We start from the raw sequence: 23,746 nt of genomic DNA on the forward strand, positions 1-23,746 counted from the left end.
TTCCCTGTTGATGGTTTGAACTTTTGACTAACATTTTGATATGTCAGCACTTTTACTTAACTTGGTTTTCCGGACAACCTATCAAGTAATATGCAACTTTATGTTATCATCCAAATTTTAGAAGAACAATATATATATGGTGAATTATATGTGAAAATTTTCCCATTCCATTAATAATTAATGCTGCTCATAAAGTGACCTTAGAGACTGCCCTGTTTTTTCACTTAATGGAATACAGTGGAAATAAAGAATGGCGTTTAGGGAAGTCTATCCCAATCGTGAGGGTAGTATTTGCTTTTCATATCTCAAACAATGAGCTCGAAGAATTGCTTGAGTACTAGTGCAATACTGTTTATTTGACTTCGGTGATCATTTTTACCCGCTGCCGTGCAATCTCTTGCCGAACGGCATCCATCACTGCTTTGTCTTGTTGGTTCAAATATTTCGTTGTGTTGCAGGAGCGTCGATTGTCATGATAGTATATCAATCAATGGATTGTTATAAATGTTCATATACAATCAATTTGAACAATCCATAATTTCAGTAGAAATACTGGAGGTAACTCGAATGCTAAAAGTTAATCGGGGTGATAAACGTCCCATCTGGCAACAATTGCTGGACCAAGCGATCCATAATATTACAACTGGAAAATGGCCTCCTGGAGAATTGCTGCTCCCTTCCCGCGAACTCGCACAATTGATTGGCGTTTCCCGTTCAACCATACAGACTGTTTACGAGGAGTTATACAGCCGTGGATACACCGTAACCTCCCGCCGCGGCGGAACGAGAGTTAGCGAGTGGACCTATACGGCTCGTCCTTCAGCAGATGCTGAGATCCAAGGACTCCCCCCTCCCGAATTGCCTTTATTAAACGCTGCAGTCGGCCATTTGCATAGTTGGTTTGGAGGTAAAGAAAATCAAAAAGTAGAGATCGATTTTAGTCCCCATGAGCCGTATTTGGATGAACATTTTCAAAGAAATTGGAGGCAATCATTTTTACAGGCCTCCACAAAATCGGACCTGGACAATTGGGCCTACGGTGACGCCTATGGATTTCTGCCGCTGCGAGAACAAATTCAACGCTACTTGTCACTTGAACGGGGAGTTCATGTAAATATCGATCAAATCCTATTAACCTCAGGCGCACAGCATAGCATCGATTTGATCGCTCAAGCGCTTTTATATGAAGGGGAAACGGTATCGGTTGAAGATCCCGGCTTCCCTGCTGCCTGGATGGCCATGAAGTATCGGCGTATGCAAGTTGTCCCTGTTCCGGTCGATGAGCACGGGCTTTGCGTAGATCATGTTCACCCTGGGTCAAAACTTGTGTTTGTTACGCCATCGCACCAGTGTGCAGTTGGAGTCATTATGTCGGAGCCTCGCAGGCAACAATTGTTGCATATGGCCGCTCAAAACCGGTTTTGGATCGTGGAAGATGATTATGACAGCGAATTTCGTTATCGCGGCGACCCGCTTCCAACCTTGTTCAGCCAGCAGCCTCAGAACACGCTGTATATGATGAGCTTTTCCAAAATGGTCGCTCCTGGTATTCGGATATCGGCAATCGTAGGCCCCAAAGAAGCCATTCGGCAGCTTGCTAAGGTTCATGAATTAACCTATCGCCATCTTCCGATTATGGAGCAATTAACGCTTACTTATTTTATCGAACGTGGTCATTTCATGCGTCATATGAGACGAGTGCGAAATGTATATCGGCGCAGACACGAAGCTATGACAAAGGCCATCATCTCATCAGGTCTGAATGAACACTTTACATTGACCGGCGTAGAAACGGGGCTCCATATGCTTCTCGAGGCTGAACCATCGTTTGATGAAGAAGGGGTAACGAGCTTAGCGCTCGAAAAAGGAATCCGGGTTTATCCGCTTAGCAAGTATTGTTTGGAAAGCGATCGAAAAGGATGGGTTCTCGGTTTTGCTAAAGTAGATGAAACAGCCATAGAAGAGGGCATTTTTCGTCTGGCGGGGATGCTTTTATGAAACAGGCGTCCCCGCTGACGCCGCCTTTTTGCATTTTCGCCATCCCTCTTTAGACCTGCTCAGTACCTGTGTTTATTTTCACACTTCCTATTGTTCATGTTCGGCTTGTTGCACTCCACTCACCCTGTATTGCTTTCTATGAAATTTCCCATGAATCAATAGATGCGCTGCCAAACCCGCGACAAGTCCCCAAAATGCACCGCCGACGCCAAGCAAGGTTACGTTCGCAGCTGTTGCTAAAAACGTAATCAATGCGGTCTCACGTCCCTTCGGATCCGTTAAAGCGCCCGCGAGACTCCCGCCAATTGTGCCAAGCAATGCTAATCCCGCTAATGTTGCGATAAAGGTCGCAGGAAGAATCAAAAACAGAGCAGCCAGTGTCACGCCAAAAATACCGACAACAATGTAGAATATGCCACAGGCAATGCCTGCAATGTAACGTTTTTTCGAATCCTCATGCGCGTCTTTCCCTGTGCAAATCGCTGCTGTAATGGCTGCTACATTAAAAGCGTGCGAGCCGAATGGCGCTGCAAGGAGCGAGCCCAAACCTGTTACGGTCAAAATCGGGTTCGCGCTCGTCTTGAACCCGTCATTACGCAATACGAGCATTCCTGGCATGTATTGTCCCGTCAAAGTAATAACAAACAACGGCAATGCAACGCCCAGCGCAGCATGTAACGAAAACTCCGGAACGACAAATACAGGTGAGGCGATCGCCAATCGGACCGTGCTGAAATCCGCTTTCCCCGTGCTAATCAAATACACCAGTCCAATTGCTAATATGCCTACAATCGCGTAGCGGGATGTAAACCTTCTTAGTACGACATAAGCGGCAAACAGTATAACAACAAGCAATGGGTCAACTTGCGCTCCTCCGAAGGCCGAAATGCCAAACTGCAGCAAAATGCCTGCTAACAAACCGGAAGCGATGCCTGAAGGAATAAGCCGGACGAAACGTTCAAACATGCCCGATAATCCTAGAACAATAAACCCTAAAGCCGAGATGATGTAAGCGCCAATTGCTTCTGGATAAGGGGTTACCGCTAATGCTGAAACGAGAAAAGCCACGCCCGGTGTTGACCAGGCTGTAATAATCGGTTCCTTGTACCGATAACTTAGCCATATCCCGGTTACACCCACTCCAATAGAGATCGACCAAATCCATGAAGCGGTCATTTCGGGACTTAGCCCCGCTACTTTGGCTGCCTGAAATACGAGAATAAAAGTGCCCCCATAGTTGACAATGACAGATATTAAAGCGGCTATGGCCGGCGATATCAAATCACGGCCGCGCAGCGAAGGTGATGCTGTGTTCATATACGTTCTCCTGCCTCTCTCCTAATCGTCCTGATTCGCGTTTTCGTTCCAGTAATATTTGTCCGGCAAGTAGCGTTGACCGAATACGCTTGTTCCTACGCGAATGATGGCAGCTCCTTCTTCGATGGCCACCTGAAGTCACCGGACATGCCCATCGAGAGGAAATTCATGTCTACGCGTGGTATCTGTTTCTCTCTAATTTGCGTTTGAATCCATTTTAATAAGCGAAAGCAATGCCGGGTCTCGGCGTTTGTAGCATTCAGCTTTCTTCGTAGGTCGCCAACAATAATTACACATCTTTGATGTTGCGCCCCGAGGCTTGACAAGCTAATTCCATCTGCTGCCTCACGGTTGTGAGATTTTCTTCAACTAGATGCCCCATGTCTCCTACCTCTTTCGGCTCCTCGTTTGCAAAAGACCCTGTCAAACCTTTTGGCTCCCTTGTCCGTTCCTGACTCATTATTAATTAGTCAAAAGAGATTTCACGGACGCGCTTAATTTCAGGTATTGCGTATAGCGATTCCATCACGTTCTTGGATGCTTTTTTATCGATTTTTAAAATCATGACCGCTGAACCGCCAACTTCGTTGCGACCCACTTGCATCGTGGCAATATTAATGCCGCTATCCCCGAGCAATGTTCCAACACGCCCAATAATGCCTGGTCTATCCTTCTGTGAAATCAACAAAATATAACCCTCAGGTGAAATGTCAACCGGATAGGGACCGATTCGGGCAAGACGTCCCCCGACGCTGGGTAGAACAGCCCCTGTCACCCATCTTTCCTCGATTGCTGTTTTTAATCGAATCGTAATCTCGCTGGACGAGCTTTGCGTTAACAGAGTTTTTCGCTCCACAAGATGAATATCACGAACCTTCGCCAAGTGAACGCTATTTACAACATTGACTTGTTCCGCACCGAGATGGCAGGAAAGTATACCCTTGAGCACATATGGGATTAGTGGCGATGTATCCAGATCAGCAAGTTCGCCCGAGCTTTCTACTGTAACTTCACGTACGGCGCCATCAGTCATCTGGGCAAGCGCTTTTCCCAATTGTTCGCACAATGTGAAGTAAGGTTGTAATTGGTTCAGCAGGCCGGCCGGAATGGCCGGCATATTGACTGCGTTTTTAAACGGTTCATGCCGCAGGATATGGATGACTTGCTCCGAAACATCCAGGGCTACATTCTCTTGTGCCTCCAAAGTAGACGCACCCAGGTGCGGAGTAACAATCATTTTGGGATGCCTTAAAAATGGGTGGTCTGGCGCCGGAGGCTCGTGTTCAAATACATCAAAAGCGGCGCCTGCCACAATCCCTTCGTCGAGCGCTTCAACGAGAGCCGCCTCGTCAATAATCCCTCCGCGAGCACAGTTGATGATACGCATTCCCCGTTTCATGACGTCAAATTGCGGCCTCGCGATCATATGATGCGTTTCATTCGTTAGCGGCGTATGGACCGTCATGAAATCAGCTGTGCGGATGACTTCATCTACTGTCGTCAACTTGATTCCCAGTTTGTTTGCTCTTTCCTCCGACAGAAAAGGATCGTAACCGATAACGGTCATCCCAAACGCGGCTGCGCGTTTGGCCACTTCGATCCCGATACGGCCAAGCCCGAGTACGCCGAGTATCTTGTTTCGCAATTCAACGCCAAGGAATGATTTACGGTCCCACAGCCCAGCTACAGTTTTGGCATAAGCTTGCGGAATATGCCGAGCGAGTGCCATCATCATCGCGAAGGTATGCTCGCACGTCGTAATTGTATTGCCGTCAGGTGCATTGACCACGACAATTCCCCTGGTCGTTGCAGCATCCAAGTCAATGTTGTCCACACCGACTCCTGCTCGGCCAATGACTTTCAAATGGACACCAGCTTCCATGATTCGCCGGGTAACTTTCGTTTGAGAGCGGACTAGCAGAGCATCGTAGGAATGGATAATGGAAATGAGTTCCTCCTCGCTAAGCCCGGTTATTTTGACAACCTCCATATCCTTAGCACGCGTCAGCTGCTGCAATCCAAAATCACTGATCGGATCCGATACCAAAACTTTAAACATCGATCTTCCTCCTTCTCTATGTACCGACAGACTAGTATGTCTGTTAAATAATTGGCTTGTTATTAGGGTTGCCAGCCTATGCAACATTGCATGGATAAATAATTTATATGCTAGTATATCAATAGGTGGATTGGTTATATATATCCAAATGTGATGTATTTGAGCAGTCCAATAAAATAAAAACACTAGTTCCATTCGATGCCTATAAATCAATGGGTATTTTATATGAGAACAACAAAAAAAGATCATCAATAGACGATCTTTCCTTGCTTAGCTTATGCACGTAGTTAGTCGAATATCAAATCAAGAGCATCAAAATAATTAATTAAGCTTAGCACCATTGCTATTTACTATAGTAATATTCTCTGCGCTAATCTTGGCATCCACCGAATCTTGTGTAATAGTACTAATTACATCTTCTAGTACTTTATTAATTATGTTGTCTTCAAATGTTGACTCCGTTTTCAGAACGACTGAACACGCTATATTATAACTGCCAGTATCTCCCAAATATGATATAGGGCCTAAAGCAATAAGAATATCATTACTTTCCAGTTTCGTTTGTTCTGCTAGTTTCCTTTTCTATAGTAACAGAATCTACTACTTTACTTTGTCCATTTGGTAATTCCTCAAACATTAATGCTTCGGCTTTAGGAGTATTAACCTTGATAGCAGCTTCAGAAGAGGAAAAAAGTGCATAAAGTGAAATTGTTATCAAAACGAAAAAGTAGAGATTAGTATAATTTTTTTTAGGTCTATTTTTCAAAGTATTCACATCCTACTACACTTCATAATCTAAGCATGTCAAATTCAAACCTCATAAGTATAATTAACTACTAGGGTTCCACCCGGCAGACTTCCCATATCAACAGGAACGATTAGTATAGTTTTATCCGATAGAATTGGATGGGTGTATTTGATATAACCTCCCGTAGTAACAATGATATTATTGTTAGCACCTATAGTAGTATACGTCTCTCCTACTTTGTAAAGCCCTGAAGGAGTACCACTTATAGAAACACTATTTACTGTGAGCTTACACACACCAATTCCATACTCAGTTGAGTTACCAGTAGTATAATTTACAGTATATTTTGTTGTATCTCCAGAACCTATCACATTCGTAAGAGTTAGTGTGTAATTATAAGTGGTATTTGCGGTGATAGAAAATGTATCACTGCCGACTGTTGTTGCTTTTAAATTTGAATCTTGTTGATTCGCAATTTCAGCAGTAACAATAACACCTTCACCAACTGGTATATGAAAAGTTAAAGAACTTTGACTATTAGAATCTGCGCTGTTTGCATGTTCATCTAAATATTCAAACACAATTGCCAGCCTTCTATTAATTTCTTCTTGTGTAATATCAATTCCGGGAGACAATTCCTGAGTTTAGCTGTTTCTGGGTTAATCACCTCAGCAAAACTACTAATCACAACTATAAGCGCGGCTTCCGGTGCCTTGTTCTAAGGCCAATAAAAAAGCACGGATCACGCCGATCAATCATTTTATCCCCACTAGGCGGTCATCGGGATATCTGCGTTGTTCATCATTGCTCAGAATTGATCAGTTGTCGTAAAATCTCGTTATTTTTCGCCTTACCAACAAAACATCTTACACGGTTTTTCCGGGTTCGAACATTTTTTCTTTTTCAATCGGATTCTCTTTCGCAGTGATATGATAGGGATCAATTCGGTATACCTGAACCGGACCGCCGAATACTGCTGATCGGTATTTATCCACGTGCTGCTGGGGTAACGGCCGATTATAGTAGCCTGGCACATATTTATAAATCATTTCTTGCAGCATATGTGTGGCTTCATTCAGGTCGACGATGGGCTGTGCCTTGCCAAAAATCATTACACTCATATACGCTGTGTCCGTCTTGGCTGGCACCGGATCAGTAATCGTTCCATATTCTTCACACACCGTAAAGCAGACCTCCGGATTCGCATTCATAACCTGATTTCGTCTCCCACCGGTGGCTCCATGGAAATAAAGTTTCCCATTTGTCCAGACAAAATTGAGCGGAACAACATACGGCTGATGTCCATCAACCATTCCCAGATGTCCAATTCGAGCTTGCTGCAGAAATGTCTCGATCTTATCCTTGTCCAACACTTCCCTTACCTTGTAACGAACTCCATTCATTACTTCCACTCCTTTAGTACTGCAGTATTACTATGTAAGTTTACCAGCCATTGGAGTGAATATAAAAGTCCATAATTACAGAAATACAGCAATCCATATCTAACACAGAATGGGCTGTGGCAGGATGCCGGAAACACCGCCGATATCAAGGCAGATAGGGAAACGGGCAGGTCGTGCTCCCTGGCTTTGGCTACGCCATCCTGCATGCTGATGCAGATAGCGTAACCACAGAATTCAATTTATCCGCGCTATCTCGATCCTAGCTGGGCTACCCAAAAAATAGATTGGGATTATCTATATAAAAAGTGGACACAATTATTCGGCAGTGATTATCCGGCAATGACCGTTGGCTATATTACTGAATTAGGTCTACCAGAAATTAAAATAGAAATTGAAATATGGGCCGCTAAAGTTTAAACCGGCTTCCCCCCCTCACGTATAAGTATTATTTTACATGAGTTTTTTTGGCAATGTGCATCTGAATGCCAATAGCCCATGCAATGAGCAAATTTTTGAAGCTATAAAGCAAAAAAAGCCTCCATCTTACGCAGTATTCAATTAAAGGTTATTGGGCTAGATTGATTAAAAAACTAGCTTACTTCTTAGTTGACTCTATTAATCTTATTTCATTTACAGCCTGATCAAGCACCGCTTGCGCTTCAGACTTTACTATTGCTATTGCTTCATCTAGGGATTGTTGTCCTTTTTCCGCAAGTTCTATTTCTCGGCTAGATATCGCAGCAAAATCGTTGAATTGATCAGGTAGCTTGTACCAATCCTAACGTTTTACTTTAAAATTAAATCCGTTACCTTGTTCCAGGGTCAATAAAAGAGCCACGAATCCTTTTGAAAGGTTTTGTGGCTCTTCGCTATTGTTCGACTTAATTATCGTTCGACCTGACTATTCTTCTTCAGCCCAGGTTCTGTGCCTGTTAAGCTTCACCTTATTCCTGACATGCTTCTTCCAAATCAATTTCGAGTTGGTTAGCGAGATAAAATGTTGAACAAGGTTCAATTCTGGATCGTATTGTCACCGGCCAGACCTTTCCAAATCTGCTGATGATAGCGGGAAATCCGCTGAATTGCTTCTATATAAGCGGACCAGATCCATTCCTCTGCAAGGCTTAAATAGGCAAAGAAGATCCGGCAGCCTAATGTTCTCCAAATGCCTCTAACCTTTGGAAGCTCCTGCAGTCAGCCCGTCGACCAGATTGCGCTGAAGCAGCAGGAACAGCATCGTGATAGGCACCGCGACAAGCACGGCTCCGGCAGCGAACATCGTAAATTCGGTCGAATTCCGCTGACTCACCATTCTGTATAACCCGACTGCCAACGTCCGCTGATCTTCCGTCCTCAACACCAGATCAGCGAAGATGAAATCGAGGAAGGCGCCGTTAAAAATCATGAGGCTAGCATAGGTCAGCATAGGCTTAGCAAGCGGGATAATGATCGCGAAGAATACTTTTAGATGGCTAGCCCCGTCGATTCGTGCCGCATCTTCCAAGCTTTTCGGGATCGTATCAAAAAAACCCTTGGCTACGAATACATTCGATATAATTGCACCTGAGCTGTAAACGAGAATCAGCGCCCAGTGGGAATTGAGCAGCCCCATCGTATTCAGCAGAACGTAAATAGCGATCATTGCCATGAATCCTGGGAACATCTGAAGCACCAGCAAAGTGTTTAAGGCAAATTTACGGCCCGCGAAGCGAAATCTTGAGATTGCGTACGAAGTAAGCAGCAGCAGAAACGTTCCGAAAAGGGTCGACAGCACTGCAACCTTCAGTGTATTTATGAACCACAGTGAGTATTTGGTCTTCTCGAACAAATCCCGATAATGTTCCAACGTAAAGGTGCGAGGAATTAACGTATCACTGTAAAGACTGTTGCCTTCCTTTAAGGAAGACATGATAATCCATAATGCGGGAAACAAGCTTACGCAGGTTAAAATGACAAGCAGCGTATAGCTAACGCCAAGCTTGACCCGGGCGGATCGGCTATTCATGCTATCATATCCTCCTCTTTGTAAGACCTGGTGCGGCGGTAGCTCATGATCGACAAGGAAGCGATGATGAGGAAGATAATGATGCCGATAACCGACGCGAAGCTGTATTGCGATTGATTCAAGGCCAGCTTATAAAGCCAGGTCACTAACAAATCCGTATGACCGGCGTATTGGTAATTCGAATTGACCGGATTGCCGTCTGTCATTAGATAGACGACGTTGAAATTATTTATATTGCCGGCAAATTGCATAATTAGAATAGGCGCTGTCGAGAACAACACCATCGGCATCGTAATGGAACGGAATTTCTGGAACGAATTCGCTCCGTCAACCTCAGCCGCTTCGTACAGATCCCTCGGAATCGTCGTCAGCACCCCGATAGCCAGTATCATCGTTACCGGGATACCGATCCACATATTGACGAGAACGAGTGTAACCCTAGCCCACATTGGATCCGTAAGCCACGGTATTCCATCGAAGCCGATCCAACGCATTATATCGTTGACCGGGCCAAACTTGTTGTTAAACATATTCCGCATTACGAGAAGAGAGATCATGCTCGGAATTGCGAACGGAATGATCATAACTGTACGCCAGAACACCTTGAAGCGAATGCGGGGCTGTTGAATCAGTACCGCTATCAGGATGCCGCCGATATAAGTCGTCACTGTAGCGAGGATTGCCCATATCATGGTCCAAAGCAGGACGCCAAAGAACGTGCTGCTCCACACCTTCAGGCTGACCAGCTTGACAAAATTGCTGAACCCAACCCAGTCAACCAGATTGGCAGGTGGGAGGATCGGATCTGCATAATTTGTAAAGGCCAGCAAAATAGAAAAAATTAATGGTAGGATCGTCAAGAACAATATCGTGACGATGGGCAGCGCAAGTACGAGATAGGCGAAGTTTTTCTGATTTACAAGCTGCAGCGACTGTTGGAAGTTATTCGGGGCTATACCTGTATCCCTTGCCTTTCCCACTTTGTAGGCATCCCTGATATTCAGAGCGTATATCGCGGCAGTGAGGAATACAAATAAGGCCGCCATCAACCCTTTGATCATAAGAAATATCGAGTGATCGCCTTCGACCATCTTCATAATTTTACCTACCTTCACCATTCCACTGGGCTGCTCCCCCAATGTAATAAGCCCCTTCAGATAAGAAGGAAGTCCAATCACCGAAAATACGTATATCGCAGTCAGGCCTGCCGCCATGAACAAAATCCCTTTCATCCATTGCCGGTTGTACAACTGTCCGAGACCCATAAAAAGAATCGACAGGGTTGTACTTATTGTCTTTCTATGCATGCGTTAAACTACCTCTTTTCTTGCGATTTGACAGACTTCACCCGACCGCCGGGCGATCGGGTGAATCCTTGAATGATTGCTAACTTGCTACTTGGATGAAATATTTGTCTTGATTGTATCAACCATCGTATCCAGTGTGGTCTTGACGTCCGCCTTCGGATCGTCCCAGATTGTTATGAACGCCGCTTTAAGCGGATCCCATACCGCATTAATCTCCCCGATAGTCGGCATCGGCGTAGAGTGGGAGAACTGCTCAAAGAACCCGCTGATTATCGGATCATTCTTGATCTCTGGATCTTCCCCCGCTTCCTTATTTGCAGGAATGGCTCCCGTCATCTGGTAGTTCAGCAACTGATTCTCCTTATTAGCTGCGAAGTTGGAGAATAGACGCGCAGCAATCGGATAGTCGGTGTAAGAGTTAACGAAGTAAGCTTTTACGCCAGAAAATGAGTGCGATACTTCGCCGTTCGACATCGCTGGCAATGGAGCGACTCCGAAGTTGACTTTGTCCTTGAATGCCGCTATGGACCAAGGCCCGTCGATATTCAAAGCCAGCTTGCCTTCCTGGAACAATTGCGTCTTCACGTCGTAGGACACATCTCCTGCGTTCATAGGCAGAACTTTTTTAAGGCTCTTCAGCAGCTCGAAGCCCTGAACCGCTCCTTCGTTATTCAAGCCAATATCGGTCGGATCGGTGTTATCATTACCGAAGAAGTAACCTCCGAGCGTGCTGACGAATGGATTGGTATAGTACCCAACGAACTCCCACATAATGGCGTATTTATTTTGCTTGGTGTCCGTATAAGTCTCCGCGAAGCTTACGATTTCGTCCCAGGTTTTTGGAGCTTCAGGAAAGATGTCTTTGTTGTAGTACATGGCGTATGTCTCAACCGATTTCGGATAGCCGTATAAAACTGCATCATAACTCACCGCTTTGATTGCGGACTCCTCCATTACAGCGCGTGTCTCATCCTCGAACAGGTCATTAGGCAGCAGAAGTCCTGCTTTAACCGCTTGGGCGATCTGATCATGAGGCAATGTAAGGACGTCTGCTGCAAGCTTCGACGGTCCGTCAGTCGCTAGACGGGTACCCTGATCCCCTCCGGCTATGGCTTCCAGCTTGACGGGCACTCCATACTGCTTCTCGAACTCTGCAGCGATTTTCTCCATATACTCAATTTGCTCCTGTGCTTCCCACACCGTCAACTTGGCCCCAGGTTCAGGTAAATACTCCTCTTCGTTGCCCTCTCCGTTCTCAGAAGTAGCAGGAGGCGCATCTGATGTGTTAGATGGCTGGGAACTGTTCAGGCTTGAATTACCTCCATTGCCTCCGCAAGCCGCTAGACTGAAAACCAACACTACACTAACCAGACTGATAACCCATTGTTTCAACTTCACTTTGTCCACCCTTTCTTGATTTAGTTTCTAATTTGTTTTGTGCAAACGTTTTACCTAGTTTGCAAAAAATACCTCTACCCCCTAACTTCTTGTAACTACGAAAAAAAAAAGGTACAACACTCTACAAATCGTACGATTGTCGAGGTTGTACCCTTAGGGTAGCAGCGCCTTTAAATTGCTCAAGCGGTTTATAATTTTCACTAAAACTATGAAGACACTCCAATCATAAACTATATGGGAAAACGTTTGCAAACACAGTAATTGATGAAAATTAGCGTTAATATCACAAAATTACATTAAATTTCTTATTTTCTTCTGCATTATACTCTAAAATCTCATTTTTCCTCCTTTTTCCTTTCTAATGCGGTGTTTTCGAAGGAAATCCCAGTCCACTGCACCTGCCCGATAATGCTGTTGCCAGCATGGGAACAGTATGATAAGATGGAGAAAATTTAAAGGCAATGAAACTTTCGGGTTCAACCTCGTTCCATTCAGAGGTTGGACCTTTTTGCGTTCACATGCCTGAAGGAGGCCCTCATTAATGATTGTGCTGGAAGCAGTATACCATCGCATCGGACTGAACTGGTCCTATGCCTATAACGAATCGACAGTGCATATCCGTCTGCGCACGAAGCGCAGCAATGTGGCAGAAGTGCAGCTGGTTTGTGGCGACAAATACGACTGGGATAAATACAACGAGTCCATTGCCATGGAACGGTTTGCTTCAGACGGCCTGTTCGATTACTGGCAAGCCGCCATCTCACCGCTGTTTCGGCGGGTCGTCTATTATTTCGCCCTCCATGAGGAAGCGGGCGAGACTGTCTATTTTCTGGAAAAGGGCTTCTTCGATTCGCCTCCGACGATTCAGTATGAAGGGCTGTTCGATTTCCCTTATCTGAACCCTGAGGATGTTCACTCCCCGCCGGAATGGGTCAAGGAAGCGGTCTTCTACCAGATCTTCCCTGAGCGCTTCGCAAAGGGCGACCCGTCGATCGACCCGGAGGGAGTGCTGGAATGGGGTGGGGTGCCGAGTCCGACGAATTTTTTTGGCGGCGATCTGCAAGGGGTACTTGACCATCTGGACTATCTGGCTGAGTTGGGAATCAACGCAATCTATTTCAATCCATTGTTCGCTGCGACAACCAATCACAAATACGACACAAGCGATTATATGCTTGTCGACCCGCATTTCGGCACGAACGAAAAGCTGAAGGAACTGGTCGAGGCCTGTCACGCCCGAGGTATTCGGGTACTGCTGGACGGCGTATTCAACCATTGCGGGCATACGTTTCCGCCTTTTGTCGATGTGCAGCAGAACGGCTCCGCCTCCCGTTATGCCGATTGGTTCCATATCAAGGAGGGGCCGCTTATGGTGGAGAACGGCATCCCGAACTATGCCACCTTCGGCTTCGAGCCGATCATGCCGAAGCTGAACACGGGCAATGAAGAGGTCAAGGCCTATCTGCTGGAGGTCGGCCGATATTGGATTGGCGAGCTGGGGCTGGATGGCTGGCGGCTGGACGTGGCCAATGAGGTGGACCGCCAATTTTGGCGCGAGTTCCGCCGCGAGATGAAGAAGGTGAACCCGGACGCCTACCTGCTCGGGGAAATTATGCATGATGCAATGCCGTGGCTTCAGGGCGACCAGTTCGACGCCGTGATGAATTACCCGTTCACCAACATCTTGCTTGATTTCTTCGCCAGAAGACGCACCGACGCCATTCAGTTTGCCCAGAGCATCAACGCCCAGTTGGCCAGCTTCCCGCAGCAGGTCACCGAGGCCGCGTTCAACCTGCTGGGCAGCCACGATACCGTCAGGCTGCTGACGCTGTGCGGCGGCAATAAGCGGTTGATGAAGCTGGCAGTGCTTTTCCAGCTGACCTTTCAGGGAGCGCCCTGCATCTACTACGGGGATGAGATCGGCCTCGACGGCGAGCATGACCCATACAACCGCAAATGCATGGAGTGGAATCCCGCGAAGCAGGACCACGATCTGCTAGGCTTCTTCCGCCGCCTTATCGCCATGCGCAAAGCCCATCCTGCATTGCGCGGCAGCGGCCTGCACTTTCTGACAGCCGCCGGGCATCCGCAACTGCTCGCCTACGAGCGGCGCGATGAGCGGGACCGCTTTCTGCTGCTGCTGAACAATGACGAGGCCACATGCTCGGTCATCGTGCAAAGCGGCGGGCTGAACGGGATGTGGCAGGATGCCGGCAGCGACGCCGACATCAAGGCAGATGAGGAAACGATGCAGGTCGTGCTCCCAGGCTTTGGCTACGTCATCCTGCAAGCTAAGGCGGATAGCGTCACCGGAGCCATCCGTCTATCCGCGAATAGCGACCTAGTCCAGGCCGAGCACAGCAGTCTGTAACAATTTATTTAACTGTTATTATTTGACAAATATAGGCCCGTCATTTAGAATGAAAGCGCATCCTTGTTTGGCAATTCTTCAACTTGCAGGGACAAGGGTAACAAATTTACAATTTGAGGGCACTGCTTTCTGATCATGTCCTGAATCAGGAACAACCCCGTAATCTTCATGTGAAGATTGCGGGGTTGTTTGCATAAGCAGCGGGAAGGAGGGAGTATCATTCAATGCTTGGCTTGGTGCCAAGGAAGGACGCATTTGCAGAAACAGCATAAAAAATTTGAAAGGCGGCTGGATTAATGAAATGGATGATTAAAAAATCAATTATCACCATACTTGCTTCCACCTTTCTCTTTACAGCATGGCTCGCTCCGTCTATTGCCGTCCCTTCGGCAAGCGCCGCTCCCGATACATCGGTACTGAACAAGCAAGGGTTCTCCACCGATGTCATCTATCAGATCGTAACCGACCGCTTTGCAGACGGGGATACCTCCAACAATCCATCTGGTGCAGCATTCTCTCCAAGCTGCAATAACCTTAAACTGTACTGCGGCGGAGACTGGCGGGGAATCATCAACAAAATCTCCGATGGCTATTTTGCGGGGATGGGCATCAGCGCACTGTGGATTTCCCAGCCTGTAGAAAATATATATAGCATCATCGACTACTCCGGTGTTAACAACACGTCCTACCACGGCTATTGGGCTCGCGATTTCAAGCAGACAAATCCAGCATTCGGCAGCATGGCCGACTTTCAGGAGCTGATCGACACCGCCCACGCCCATAACATCAAAGTTATTATCGACTTTGCTCCGAATCATACTTCTCCGGCTTCCGAGACGCAGCCCTCCTTCGCCGAGAACGGACGGCTGTATGATAATGGCAGCCTGATCGCCGGCTACACCGGAGATACAAACGGTATTTTTCATCATAATCTGGGAACGGACTTTTCCTCGCTAGAGGATGGCATTTATCGTAATCTGTATGATTTGGCCGATATTAATCACCACAACAACACGACAGACGCCTACTTCAAGGAGGCGATCAAGCTCTGGCTGGATATGGGCATCGACGGCATCCGAGTAGATGCGGTCAAGCATATGCCGCAAGGCTGGCAAAAGAACTGGATGGCTTACATTTCGGGATATAAGCCCGTATTCACCTTCGGCGAGTGGTTCCTCGGAGCCGGTGAGATTGATCCGAACAACATTCGCTTCGCCAATGAGTCAGGCATGAGTTTGCTTGATTTTCGTTTCGGGCAAAAGGTACGTCAGGTATTCCGCGACAACACCGACAATATGCACGGCCTGAACAGCATGCTGGCCGAAACCGCAGCCGATTACACACATATCCATGACCAGGTCACGTTCATTGACAACCATGATATGGACCGTTTCAAGCACGGGAACAATAACCGTCGTCTGGAGCAGGCGTTGGCCTTTACGCTTACCTCTCGCGGGGTTCCGGCTATCTATTACGGTACGGAGCAATATATGGCAGGAAACGGTGATCCGGGGAACCGCCCCTTTATGAACAGCTATTCAACGGCTACCACCGCCTATCAAGTTATCGGCAAGCTAGCAGCGCTTCGCAAGTCCAATCCGGCTATTGCTTACGGCAACACGGAGGAGCGTTGGATCAATAACGATGTCTATATTTACGAGCGGAAATTCGGCAGCAGTACGGCACTGATTGCCATTAACCGCAGCGAGACTGCCGCTGCATCGATTACCGGCCTGCAGACATCGCTCCCCGCCGGCACCTATGCGGACGAGCTGGGGGGACTGCTGGACGGCAACAGCATAACGGTTAACACGACGGGCTCTGTGACTACCTTTAACCTGCCAGCCGGAACTGCCGCCGTATGGCAATATGCCGCTGACGAGACGGCTCCAATCATCGGCAATATCGGGCCGGATCTGGGGAAAGCCGGCACAACACTGACGATTGACGGACGCGGCTTTGGCGATGTCAAGGGCACCGTCTTCTTCGGTACAACAGCGGTCACCGGCAGCCAGATCATAGAGTGGGAAGATTCCCAAATTAAAGTCATCGTTCCGGCAGCTGTACCTGGCTCGCATAACGTGAAGGTTCGCAACGCCTCCTCCGTAGACAGCAGCAGCTACAGCAGCTTCAGCCTGCTGACGGGGGATCAGGTGTCGGTCCGCTTTATCGTGAACAATGCCAGCACCGTATACGGCGAGAATGTCTATCTGACAGGCAATAGCGCCGAGCTCGGCAATTGGGATCCGAACAAGGCGATCGGCCCGTTCTTCAACGAGATTATTGCCGCCTATCCGTCCTGGTACTATGATGTCAGCGTGCCTGCCGGAACAGAGCTGCAATTCAAATTCATCAAAAAGAACGGTGGGACCGTCACCTGGGAAGGCGGCGCCGACCATAGCTATACCGTGCCAGTCAGCGGTGTTGGCAACGTCGTAGTCGACTGGCAGCCGTAATCCTAAATTTAAGAGCCCAAAAAACCGGCCGGGGGGAATCTCCCTCGGCTGCCCGTATCAAGCTGGACGGCTTGGAAAATCAGAGCGGTAAACCGCTATCGTAAATCGGCTCTAGCCCGCTCCGTCTCGGTTCCTTCCCTCTATATACTAACTCCGCAGCAGTCTCGCCACGAAAACTTCGATAATATCCATTTCCTTCTTAAGGGAGTCTCACACCGTCTCCCATTGCCCTATAGGCGGCACTATACTCATTTGGCAAACCAAAATGCTCCGTTGTAACTCTGCAGTAACTGGAATCAACGCGCTGTATGCTCATCCGCAAGTTATTCCATTCCACTTATTGAAAAATCTAGTGTAGCAATATTGCAAAAAAACTCCCCCTAAAAGGCAAAAAAAATTTTTATGATTATTTCCGTACTACATGATTCATCCATGTACACTGCTCCCCTCCCGATATGCAAACAAATTTTGTATAAAAATACTACTGAATGCAAGGGCACAGCTAAATTGTTCAGTTGCCCTTAATGGCTAAACGTTTACTCCTGCGTTCGATATCCGTTCGCTGGGAAAAAGTGTAGCATTTTGACAAAACCATTGACGATTGCTGCAAGTTTTGAGCCTTGATCTCCATGCTTCACTCTAATAAGCCAAAGTGTCACCCTTTCTTTACTTTTCTCCGAATGTATATTGTTATATTCCAACAAATTTGAGTGCTCGATCAAAAAACACCCTATTTTTTCATTTATCTATCTTTTGATAATCTATCAAATTCGCAAATTTGCAACACTTTATACCCCGCACATCAGACGGCTTAGGAGCTGTTGACGTAAAAAAAAACACCCACTATGATTCAAGTGAAAGTATTCACATTTTCATTCCGGAGTGAACGTAAATATTTTTGCACGAAATAAAACAAAAACAACTTCCCCAGTGATGTCGGAAGTATTACTAGCACGTATAACTGTATTTCCAACCCATTTATTTAAGGAGTGAGCACTCATGTCCAAAATCATTTCAGCGAGTGAAGCAGCAGCACTTATCCCGGATGGAGCTACGATTGCCGCAAGCGGTTTCGGGCTCTCCTGTTGGGCCGAGGAGATGGGCATCGCTATTGAGGAGCGATTCCTGCAATTCGGTCATCCCCGCAATCTAACTGTCGTCCATGCCAGTGCCGTTGGTGATCGGCGGACTAAGGGGATGAGCCATCTCGGTCATGAAGGCCTCGTGAAACGGTGGATCGGCGGAATAGCGATCGCCTCCCCAGCTATGGCAAAGTTAATCGAAGAAAATAAATGTGAGGCCTACAATTTGCCGCAGGGCGTGATTGCACAGTTGTTCCGTGAAATCGCTGCAAAGCGACCTGGTGTCATTACCAAGGTTGGCATGGAGACCTTCGTTGATCCGCGCATTGAAGGCGGCAAAATGTCAGCCTCCACAACGGAGGATATCGTCAAGCTAATCGAGCTGGAGGGCGAAGAATGGCTGTTCTATAAAAGTTTCCCGATTCAGGTTGCATTGATTCGCGGAACGGTTGCCGACGAGAACGGAAATCTGACGCTGGAAAAGGAAGGCCTGCATATGGAGGTACTGCAGATAGCCCAAGCCGTACACAATTCCGGCGGCATCGTGATCGCTCAGGTAGAGACCATCGCCAAGAACGGTACACTGCATCCGAAGGACGTCAAGGTGCCAGGAATATTGATCGATCACCTGATCATCTCCGAGCCGGAAAATCATTTCCAGACCGAAAATACACAGTACAACCCAGCCTTCGCCGGGCATGTAAAGGTTCCGGTGGAAGCGATGGAAGTCATCCCGCTCGACGAACGAAAAATCATTTCCCGCCGTTCAGCAGCTGAGCTGGTGCCAAACACAGTGCTTAACCTGGGCGTTGGTATTCCGGTCTGTGTAGCTACGGTTGCAGCCGAAGAGGGCGTGAGCGATCAGCTGATTCTTACGACTGAAGCAGGCTCGGTCGGCGGCGTACCAGCAGGCATTAAAGATTTCGGCCATGCTTACAACTCCGAGGCTATCGTGGATCATGTGTCCCAGTTTGACTTTTACGACGGGGGCGGCATTGATCTGTCCGTGCTGGGGCTGGCTCAGACCGATGAATCCGGCAACGTCAATGTCAGCAAATTCGGTACTCGTGTAGCGGGCTGCGGCGGCTTTATTAACATCTCCCAATCAGCCAAAAAGCTAGTCTTCGCCGGAACCTTCACGGCAGGTGGTCTGCAAATTGCTGTAGATAACGGAGAACTGCGTATCGTGAAGGAAGGTAAAGCGAAGAAATTCCTAAAAAAAGTACAACAAATCACTTTCAGCGGCTCCTACGCGACCAAGATCAAACAACGGGTTGTCTATGTGACTGAACGTGCTGTATTTGAACTGCAAGACGGCAAAATGACACTGACTGAGATAGCACCCGGCATTGATTTGCAAACCCAGATTCTCGACCAAATGGAATTCATGCCTGTCATCTCGCCGGAACTTAAGGAAATGGATGCGGGCATGTTCCGTGAACAATGGGGTAAGCTGCGCGAAGTGATTACAGCCAAGACACGATGAGTAAGCGAAGGCGAGTAAAGACGCTATGATTACCATTAGCGCAGGCTAGAACAACACCAGCGGCTGTCTTATGGCAGCCATGAATCATCCATTTGTGGGCAAAGCAACACTTTTTCCCATTTCACTGATCCCTCCATTAGAAAGGACCAAAACGATATGGAAAATGTACAACTGAATCGCTGGCGAATTCTGATCGCCGCAACCTTCATCAATATTTGCGTCGGCTCCATTTATGCCTTCAGTATTTTCGCACTGCCGCTGAGTAAGGTGTTTAATGCAAGCATGCCAGAGATTATGATGGCCTTCACGATTAACGCCGCCATTTCACCGATTCCGATGATTCTCGGCGGGAAATTCGTAGACCGGGGCGGCGCCAGAGCCGCCATCTTCCTCGGCGGTGCGATGTTTGGTCTCGGCTTTATTTTATCCGGACTTGTTACCGCCTCCTGGATGCTTAACCTGACCTACGGTGTCATTGCCGGTCTTGGACAGGGTATCGTCTATTCCGCTACGATTGGCAATACGATCAAACTTTTCCCGGATAAGCGCGGATTCGCAGCCGGTATCGTGACCGCAGGCTACGGCGGGGGGACTATTGTTGTCGCTCCGCTGGCGAACGCCCTGATTACCGGCTCCGGGGTTCAGACAACCATGATGATTCTCGGCACTTCCTTCCTAATCATCATTATGGCTGGCGGGCTGCTGACTCAAGCCTGTCCAACGGGGTATATACCTGCTGGCTGGACACCGCCGCAGACGTCAGGACCCCGTCCAGGTGCCGTGAATCTGAACTGGCGGCAGATGATCAAGCAGCCGCTGTTCTACGTGATCGCCTGCCTGTTCCTGATCGGCGCTTTGTCCGGCATGATGGTTACTTCCAACGCTTCCGTTATTGGCCAGACGATGTTCGGCCTGTCGGCCAGTGTAGCTGCTCTATTTGTAAGTCTTTATTCACTTAGCAACTGTCTTGGACGCATCTTCTGGGGTGCCGTATCCGATCGTATCGGCCAGCTTCGCTGTCTGATGATGATCTATCTTGTTATTGCCGTCATGATGCTGACGCTGGCATTATCCAATGCTACCATTGGATTTGCCGTAGCCATTATTGGCATTGGTCTATGCTTCGGCGGTACGATGGGCGTTTTCCCTTCCATCGTCGGACAGAAATTCGGGATGAAATACTATGGAGTCAATTACGGCGTGACCTTCATCGGTTACTCCGGCGCTGCATTCTTCGGGCCGCGTATCGCCAATTCGGTGGCGGCAGCCAATAACGGCATGTTCACCAACGCTTTCTACATTGCACTCGCTATTGCTCTGGTTGGCTTTGCGCTGACCTTCTTGTACAAGGCTCTGGAGAACAGCAAGAAAACAGCACCGACTATTGTTGAAACAGCTTGACCCAAGCTGCAGCACGCTGTTACAGAAATATGATCTGGAGGTATTAAAATGACAATTACAGAACTGCTTGGTATTAAGTATCCTATCTTCCAAGGCGCTATGGCCCAAATTGCCCGTGAACCACTCGTAAGTGCCGTATCCAATGCTGGCGGACTCGGAATTATCGGCTCTGGCGGCATGTCGGCTGAAGATCTTCGTGAGGAAATTCACAAGGTTCGTGCAGCTACCAGCAAGCCGTTTGCCGTGAATCTGATGCTGATGATGCACAATATTCCTGAGCTGATTCAGGTCATCGTCGAGGAAAATGTCAAGATCGTTACGACTGGTGCAGGTACACCAGCTCCGTATATGCCGATCTTCAAGGAGCATGGCATCATCGTCATCGCCGTTATTCCTTCTGTCAAGATCGCCAAAAAAATGGAGGCGCTCGGCGTGAATGCCGTCGTTGCTGAAGGCACCGAAGCTGGCGGACATGTCGGCGAGACGACGACTATGGCTCTGGTTCCTCAGGTCGTTAGCAGCGTATCTATTCCTGTCATTGCCGCAGGCGGCGTTGCCGACGGACGCGGGATCGCAGCAGCCTTCGCATTGGGGGCACTGGGTGTTCAGGTCGGTACACGCTTCCTCACCACCGTTGAATGTCCGACCCATGACAACTTCAAACAGGCCGTCATCGATGCCGATGATACCAGCACCACCGTTACCGGACGCAGCATCGGCGGACCCGTGCGCAGCATCAAGAACAGCATGATTGCCGAATATCTGAAGCTTGAGCAAGAGCACGCTTCCCGTGAGGAACTGGAGAAAATCAGCCTTGGCTCGCTGCGCAAAGCAGTATACGAAGGAGACACGGATCGCGGATCCGTCATGGCTGGACAAATATGCGGGCTGTGCAACGAAATTACAACGGTTGAACAGATGATTACCGGCATGTTCAATGAAGCGCAAGCGCTGCTGAAACGTCTTGGCCAGACTCAGATCATCGGTGAACAATTAACGCCAGTATAAAATAGCATCTTATACAGCAAGGGGCCGGACCAAATCCATAAGTACAGGAGAAGGCCCGGCTTTTTTGCATGGTTTTGAGCTGCATTTTGAGCTACAGGTGTAAAATGATAATGACAACTTTTGTTCTTTCCATATAATGAAGAGAAGCATCCCAGCAGAACTTCGATATCCTAAAAGTGAGTTGATCGATGATGTCTAAACAAACTGATAAACGGGCCGCTGAAGGTAGCAACCAATCCCCTGCCACCCTGTTCGTCACAGACGCCCTAGGCAATATCCTGATCTCTAATGAATTCACCGCCTTAACGATCGGCATTCCGCTTGAGGAGTTGCTTCGCTACAATGTACAGGATCTTGTGAAAGCAGGCTATTACAGTGAATCTATAACTATGAAAGCGATTCAATCCAAGCAAAAGGTGACCCAGTACATTAATACCATACAGGGCTTTAAGGTCAAATCCACGGCTGTGCCCATCCTTGATAACACAGGCGAGGTGCAGTTGGTCGTTACAAGCTCCAGCGGATATAGAGGGGGCTCCTCAATGATAGCTGCCTCTACACTTCCGCCAGCACATGAGAACAGTAAACGATCAGCCACCGCTGCCTCCGTATTTAAAAACAACGGTGTCGTCGCCGAAAGCCTGGCGATGAAGCAAATTATTCAGGTATGTGACCAGATTGCTTCCTATGACAGCAAAGTACTGATTCTAGGTGAATCCGGGACAGGCAAGTCAGTGATAGCCAAATATATTCACCGCCAGAGCCCTAAATGGAACGGCCCATTCATCCCGATTAATAGTGCCGCCATTCCAGCCTCACTATTTGAATATGAGCTATTTGGCTATGTTAAGGGCGCTATGCCGGGCTTATTGAATGAAAAACAAGGTTTGTTCGAGGTAGCCAATGGTGGGGTTTTGTTTTTTGATGAGGTCGCTGAACTACCGCTGGACATACAGGCCAAACTGCTCGATGTACTGGAACGTAATGAATTCCGGCGTGTAGGGAGCACGGAACTGATCCCCATTCAATGTCGGATGATCTTTGCCACCAATCGTGACTTATGGAGTATGGTCAAGAAAGAATTGTTCCGCGAGGACTTATACTATCGTATCAACGTCATTCCGATCCACATTCCGCCACTACGCAGCCGGAAACTGGATCTGGTCGGTCTAATATCCAGCTTTATTGCTCATTTCAACAAGGTATATGATAAAAAGTATGTGCTGCCGGCAGATGAATTTCAAAAAATGCTGGCCAAACCATGGCACGGGAATGCGCGAGAGCTTCGCAATTATATAGAACGACTAATCGTGATCGATCAGACGGGACTTTGCCAGCAGCAGCTAGTAGAGCATGTTACAGATTGGTTCACTCTGGATCACTTCATTCAAGCTAACCGCAGCCGATTGAACGGTCTGAAAGAATATACAGCCTTGACCGAAGGGCGCTATATTCAGCAAACGCTTCTGGTCTGTGGCGGCAACAGCGCCGAAGCGGCCAGACAGTTGGGGATTGACCGATCGGTTGTCTACCGGAAGCTAAAGAAAATGGAGGACATTCTCACAAAGCTGAAAGCATGAGAACAGGACGGTGATATCCGTATGAATGACTAACAGTAAAACTGCCTCGCTGCCTTGTCACCCGATTGGTATTAAATTTTATATTCAGTCACTAGCATGCGCAATGACCATTTGGACAGTAATCGTG

At 47.7% G+C, this 23,746-nt stretch carries 16 protein-coding genes and 2 pseudogenes; 8 read left to right on the forward strand and 10 right to left on the reverse strand.

Going from position 1 to position 23,746, the window contains the following annotated elements; all coding sequences use genetic code 11:
- The first annotated feature begins 567 nt into the window (after window positions 1–567).
- On the forward strand, window positions 568–1,998 hold the full coding sequence (gene pdxR, locus G358_RS0122480; protein ID WP_019639518.1) for a MocR-like pyridoxine biosynthesis transcription factor PdxR: 1,431 nt from the start codon (window positions 568–570) through the stop codon (window positions 1,996–1,998).
- 87 nt (window positions 1,999–2,085) lie between these two features.
- Here pdxR and G358_RS0122485 read toward each other — a convergent pair whose 3' ends face one another.
- From G358_RS0122485 to G358_RS0122515, 7 genes and pseudogenes are all read right to left on the reverse strand, one after another.
- A complete protein-coding gene (locus tag G358_RS0122485) occupies window positions 2,086–3,315 on the reverse strand; it encodes a benzoate/H(+) symporter BenE family transporter (protein ID WP_019639519.1) in 1,230 nt (409 codons plus the stop codon).
- A 21-nt stretch (window positions 3,316–3,336) separates the two neighbouring features.
- Window positions 3,337–3,581, reverse strand: a pseudogene (locus tag G358_RS34625) (YggS family pyridoxal phosphate-dependent enzyme); the annotation flags it as partial.
- Between the two features lie 23 nt (window positions 3,582–3,604).
- Window positions 3,605–3,742: a hypothetical protein gene (locus G358_RS34090; protein ID WP_019639521.1), complete on the reverse strand. Its 138-nt coding sequence runs from the start codon at window positions 3,740–3,742 to the stop codon at window positions 3,605–3,607.
- A 39-nt stretch (window positions 3,743–3,781) separates the two neighbouring features.
- Window positions 3,782–5,374 carry a phosphoglycerate dehydrogenase gene (gene serA, locus G358_RS0122500; protein WP_019639522.1) on the reverse strand — a complete coding sequence of 531 codons (1,593 nt, stop codon included), beginning with the start codon at window positions 5,372–5,374 and terminating at the stop codon, window positions 3,782–3,784.
- A 544-nt stretch (window positions 5,375–5,918) separates the two neighbouring features.
- A complete protein-coding gene (locus G358_RS0122505; RefSeq protein WP_019639523.1) occupies window positions 5,919–6,140 on the reverse strand; it encodes a hypothetical protein in 222 nt (73 codons plus the stop codon).
- A 44-nt stretch (window positions 6,141–6,184) separates the two neighbouring features.
- Window positions 6,185–6,703, reverse strand: a complete 519-nt coding sequence (locus tag G358_RS0122510) for a hypothetical protein (RefSeq protein ID WP_019639524.1) — start codon at window positions 6,701–6,703, stop codon at window positions 6,185–6,187.
- A 285-nt stretch (window positions 6,704–6,988) separates the two neighbouring features.
- Complete coding sequence (locus tag G358_RS0122515) at window positions 6,989–7,525, reverse strand: pyridoxamine 5'-phosphate oxidase family protein (protein ID WP_019639525.1); 537 nt, start codon at window positions 7,523–7,525, stop codon at window positions 6,989–6,991.
- A gap of 264 nt (window positions 7,526–7,789) precedes the next feature.
- On the opposite strand from G358_RS0122515, the pseudogene G358_RS34095 reads away from it, so the two are divergent.
- Window positions 7,790–7,942: pseudogene (locus G358_RS34095) on the forward strand (RidA family protein); the annotation flags it as partial.
- A gap of 754 nt (window positions 7,943–8,696) precedes the next feature.
- Here G358_RS34095 and G358_RS0122525 read toward each other — a convergent pair.
- The 3 genes from G358_RS0122525 to G358_RS0122535 all read right to left on the reverse strand — a co-directional run bounded on the left by G358_RS0122525 (window position 8,697) and on the right by G358_RS0122535 (window position 12,235).
- Window positions 8,697–9,530: a sugar ABC transporter permease gene (locus tag G358_RS0122525; protein WP_019639526.1), complete on the reverse strand. Its 834-nt coding sequence runs from the start codon at window positions 9,528–9,530 to the stop codon at window positions 8,697–8,699.
- Entirely contained in the window at window positions 9,527–10,837 is a 1,311-nt protein-coding gene (locus G358_RS0122530) for a carbohydrate ABC transporter permease (protein WP_019639527.1), read from the reverse strand. Before G358_RS0122530 ends, G358_RS0122525 begins: the two co-directional genes overlap by 4 nt.
- An 87-nt stretch (window positions 10,838–10,924) precedes the next feature.
- Window positions 10,925–12,235 (reverse strand): sugar ABC transporter substrate-binding protein, encoded by a 1,311-nt coding sequence (locus G358_RS0122535; protein ID WP_240480093.1) that lies wholly within the window; start codon window positions 12,233–12,235, stop codon window positions 10,925–10,927.
- A 541-nt stretch (window positions 12,236–12,776) separates the two neighbouring features.
- Here G358_RS0122535 and G358_RS0122540 point away from each other — a divergent pair.
- From G358_RS0122540 to G358_RS0122565, 6 genes are all read left to right on the forward strand, one after another.
- On the forward strand, window positions 12,777–14,606 hold the full coding sequence (locus tag G358_RS0122540) for a glycoside hydrolase family 13 protein (protein WP_019639529.1): 1,830 nt from the start codon (window positions 12,777–12,779) through the stop codon (window positions 14,604–14,606).
- A gap of 296 nt (window positions 14,607–14,902) precedes the next feature.
- Window positions 14,903–17,062, forward strand: coding sequence for an alpha-amylase family glycosyl hydrolase (locus tag G358_RS0122545; RefSeq protein WP_019639530.1), 2,160 nt, complete (start codon window positions 14,903–14,905; stop codon window positions 17,060–17,062).
- 999 nt (window positions 17,063–18,061) lie between these two features.
- Window positions 18,062–19,630, forward strand: a complete 1,569-nt coding sequence (locus G358_RS0122550; protein WP_019639531.1) for an acyl CoA:acetate/3-ketoacid CoA transferase — start codon at window positions 18,062–18,064, stop codon at window positions 19,628–19,630.
- Between the two features lie 156 nt (window positions 19,631–19,786).
- Window positions 19,787–21,031 carry an L-lactate MFS transporter gene (locus tag G358_RS0122555; RefSeq protein ID WP_019639532.1) on the forward strand — a complete coding sequence of 415 codons (1,245 nt, stop codon included), beginning with the start codon at window positions 19,787–19,789 and terminating at the stop codon, window positions 21,029–21,031.
- A 48-nt stretch (window positions 21,032–21,079) separates the two neighbouring features.
- Entirely contained in the window at window positions 21,080–22,039 is a 960-nt protein-coding gene (locus G358_RS0122560; RefSeq protein ID WP_019639533.1) for a DUF561 domain-containing protein, read from the forward strand.
- Window positions 22,040–22,227: 188 nt separating this feature from the next.
- Complete coding sequence (locus tag G358_RS0122565) at window positions 22,228–23,619, forward strand: sigma-54 interaction domain-containing protein (RefSeq protein ID WP_019639534.1); 1,392 nt, start codon at window positions 22,228–22,230, stop codon at window positions 23,617–23,619.
- Window positions 23,620–23,746: the final 127 nt, after the last annotated feature.

Origin of the sequence: Paenibacillus fonticola DSM 21315, from assembly GCF_000381905.1 — a bacterium.
Lineage (GTDB): Bacteria > Bacillota > Bacilli > Paenibacillales > Paenibacillaceae > Fontibacillus > Fontibacillus fonticola.

Excerpts from the sequence above, each read along its gene's own strand:
- pdxR (WP_019639518.1), top strand. The coding sequence starts at position 568 with ATGCTAAAAGTTAATCGGGGTGATAAACGTCCCATCTGGCAACAATTG.
- G358_RS0122485 (WP_019639519.1), bottom strand. The coding sequence starts at position 3,315 with ATGAACACAGCATCACCTTCGCTGCGCGGCCGTGATTTGATATCGCCG.
- serA (WP_019639522.1), bottom strand. The coding sequence starts at position 5,374 with ATGTTTAAAGTTTTGGTATCGGATCCGATCAGTGATTTTGGATTGCAG.
- G358_RS0122515 (WP_019639525.1), bottom strand. The coding sequence starts at position 7,525 with ATGAATGGAGTTCGTTACAAGGTAAGGGAAGTGTTGGACAAGGATAAG.
- G358_RS0122525 (WP_019639526.1), bottom strand. The coding sequence starts at position 9,530 with ATGAATAGCCGATCCGCCCGGGTCAAGCTTGGCGTTAGCTATACGCTG.
- G358_RS0122530 (WP_019639527.1), bottom strand. The coding sequence starts at position 10,837 with ATGCATAGAAAGACAATAAGTACAACCCTGTCGATTCTTTTTATGGGT.
- G358_RS0122540 (WP_019639529.1), top strand. The coding sequence starts at position 12,777 with ATGATTGTGCTGGAAGCAGTATACCATCGCATCGGACTGAACTGGTCC.
- G358_RS0122545 (WP_019639530.1), top strand. The coding sequence starts at position 14,903 with ATGAAATGGATGATTAAAAAATCAATTATCACCATACTTGCTTCCACC.
- G358_RS0122550 (WP_019639531.1), top strand. The coding sequence starts at position 18,062 with ATGTCCAAAATCATTTCAGCGAGTGAAGCAGCAGCACTTATCCCGGAT.
- G358_RS0122555 (WP_019639532.1), top strand. The coding sequence starts at position 19,787 with ATGGAAAATGTACAACTGAATCGCTGGCGAATTCTGATCGCCGCAACC.
- G358_RS0122560 (WP_019639533.1), top strand. The coding sequence starts at position 21,080 with ATGACAATTACAGAACTGCTTGGTATTAAGTATCCTATCTTCCAAGGC.
- G358_RS0122565 (WP_019639534.1), top strand. The coding sequence starts at position 22,228 with ATGATGTCTAAACAAACTGATAAACGGGCCGCTGAAGGTAGCAACCAA.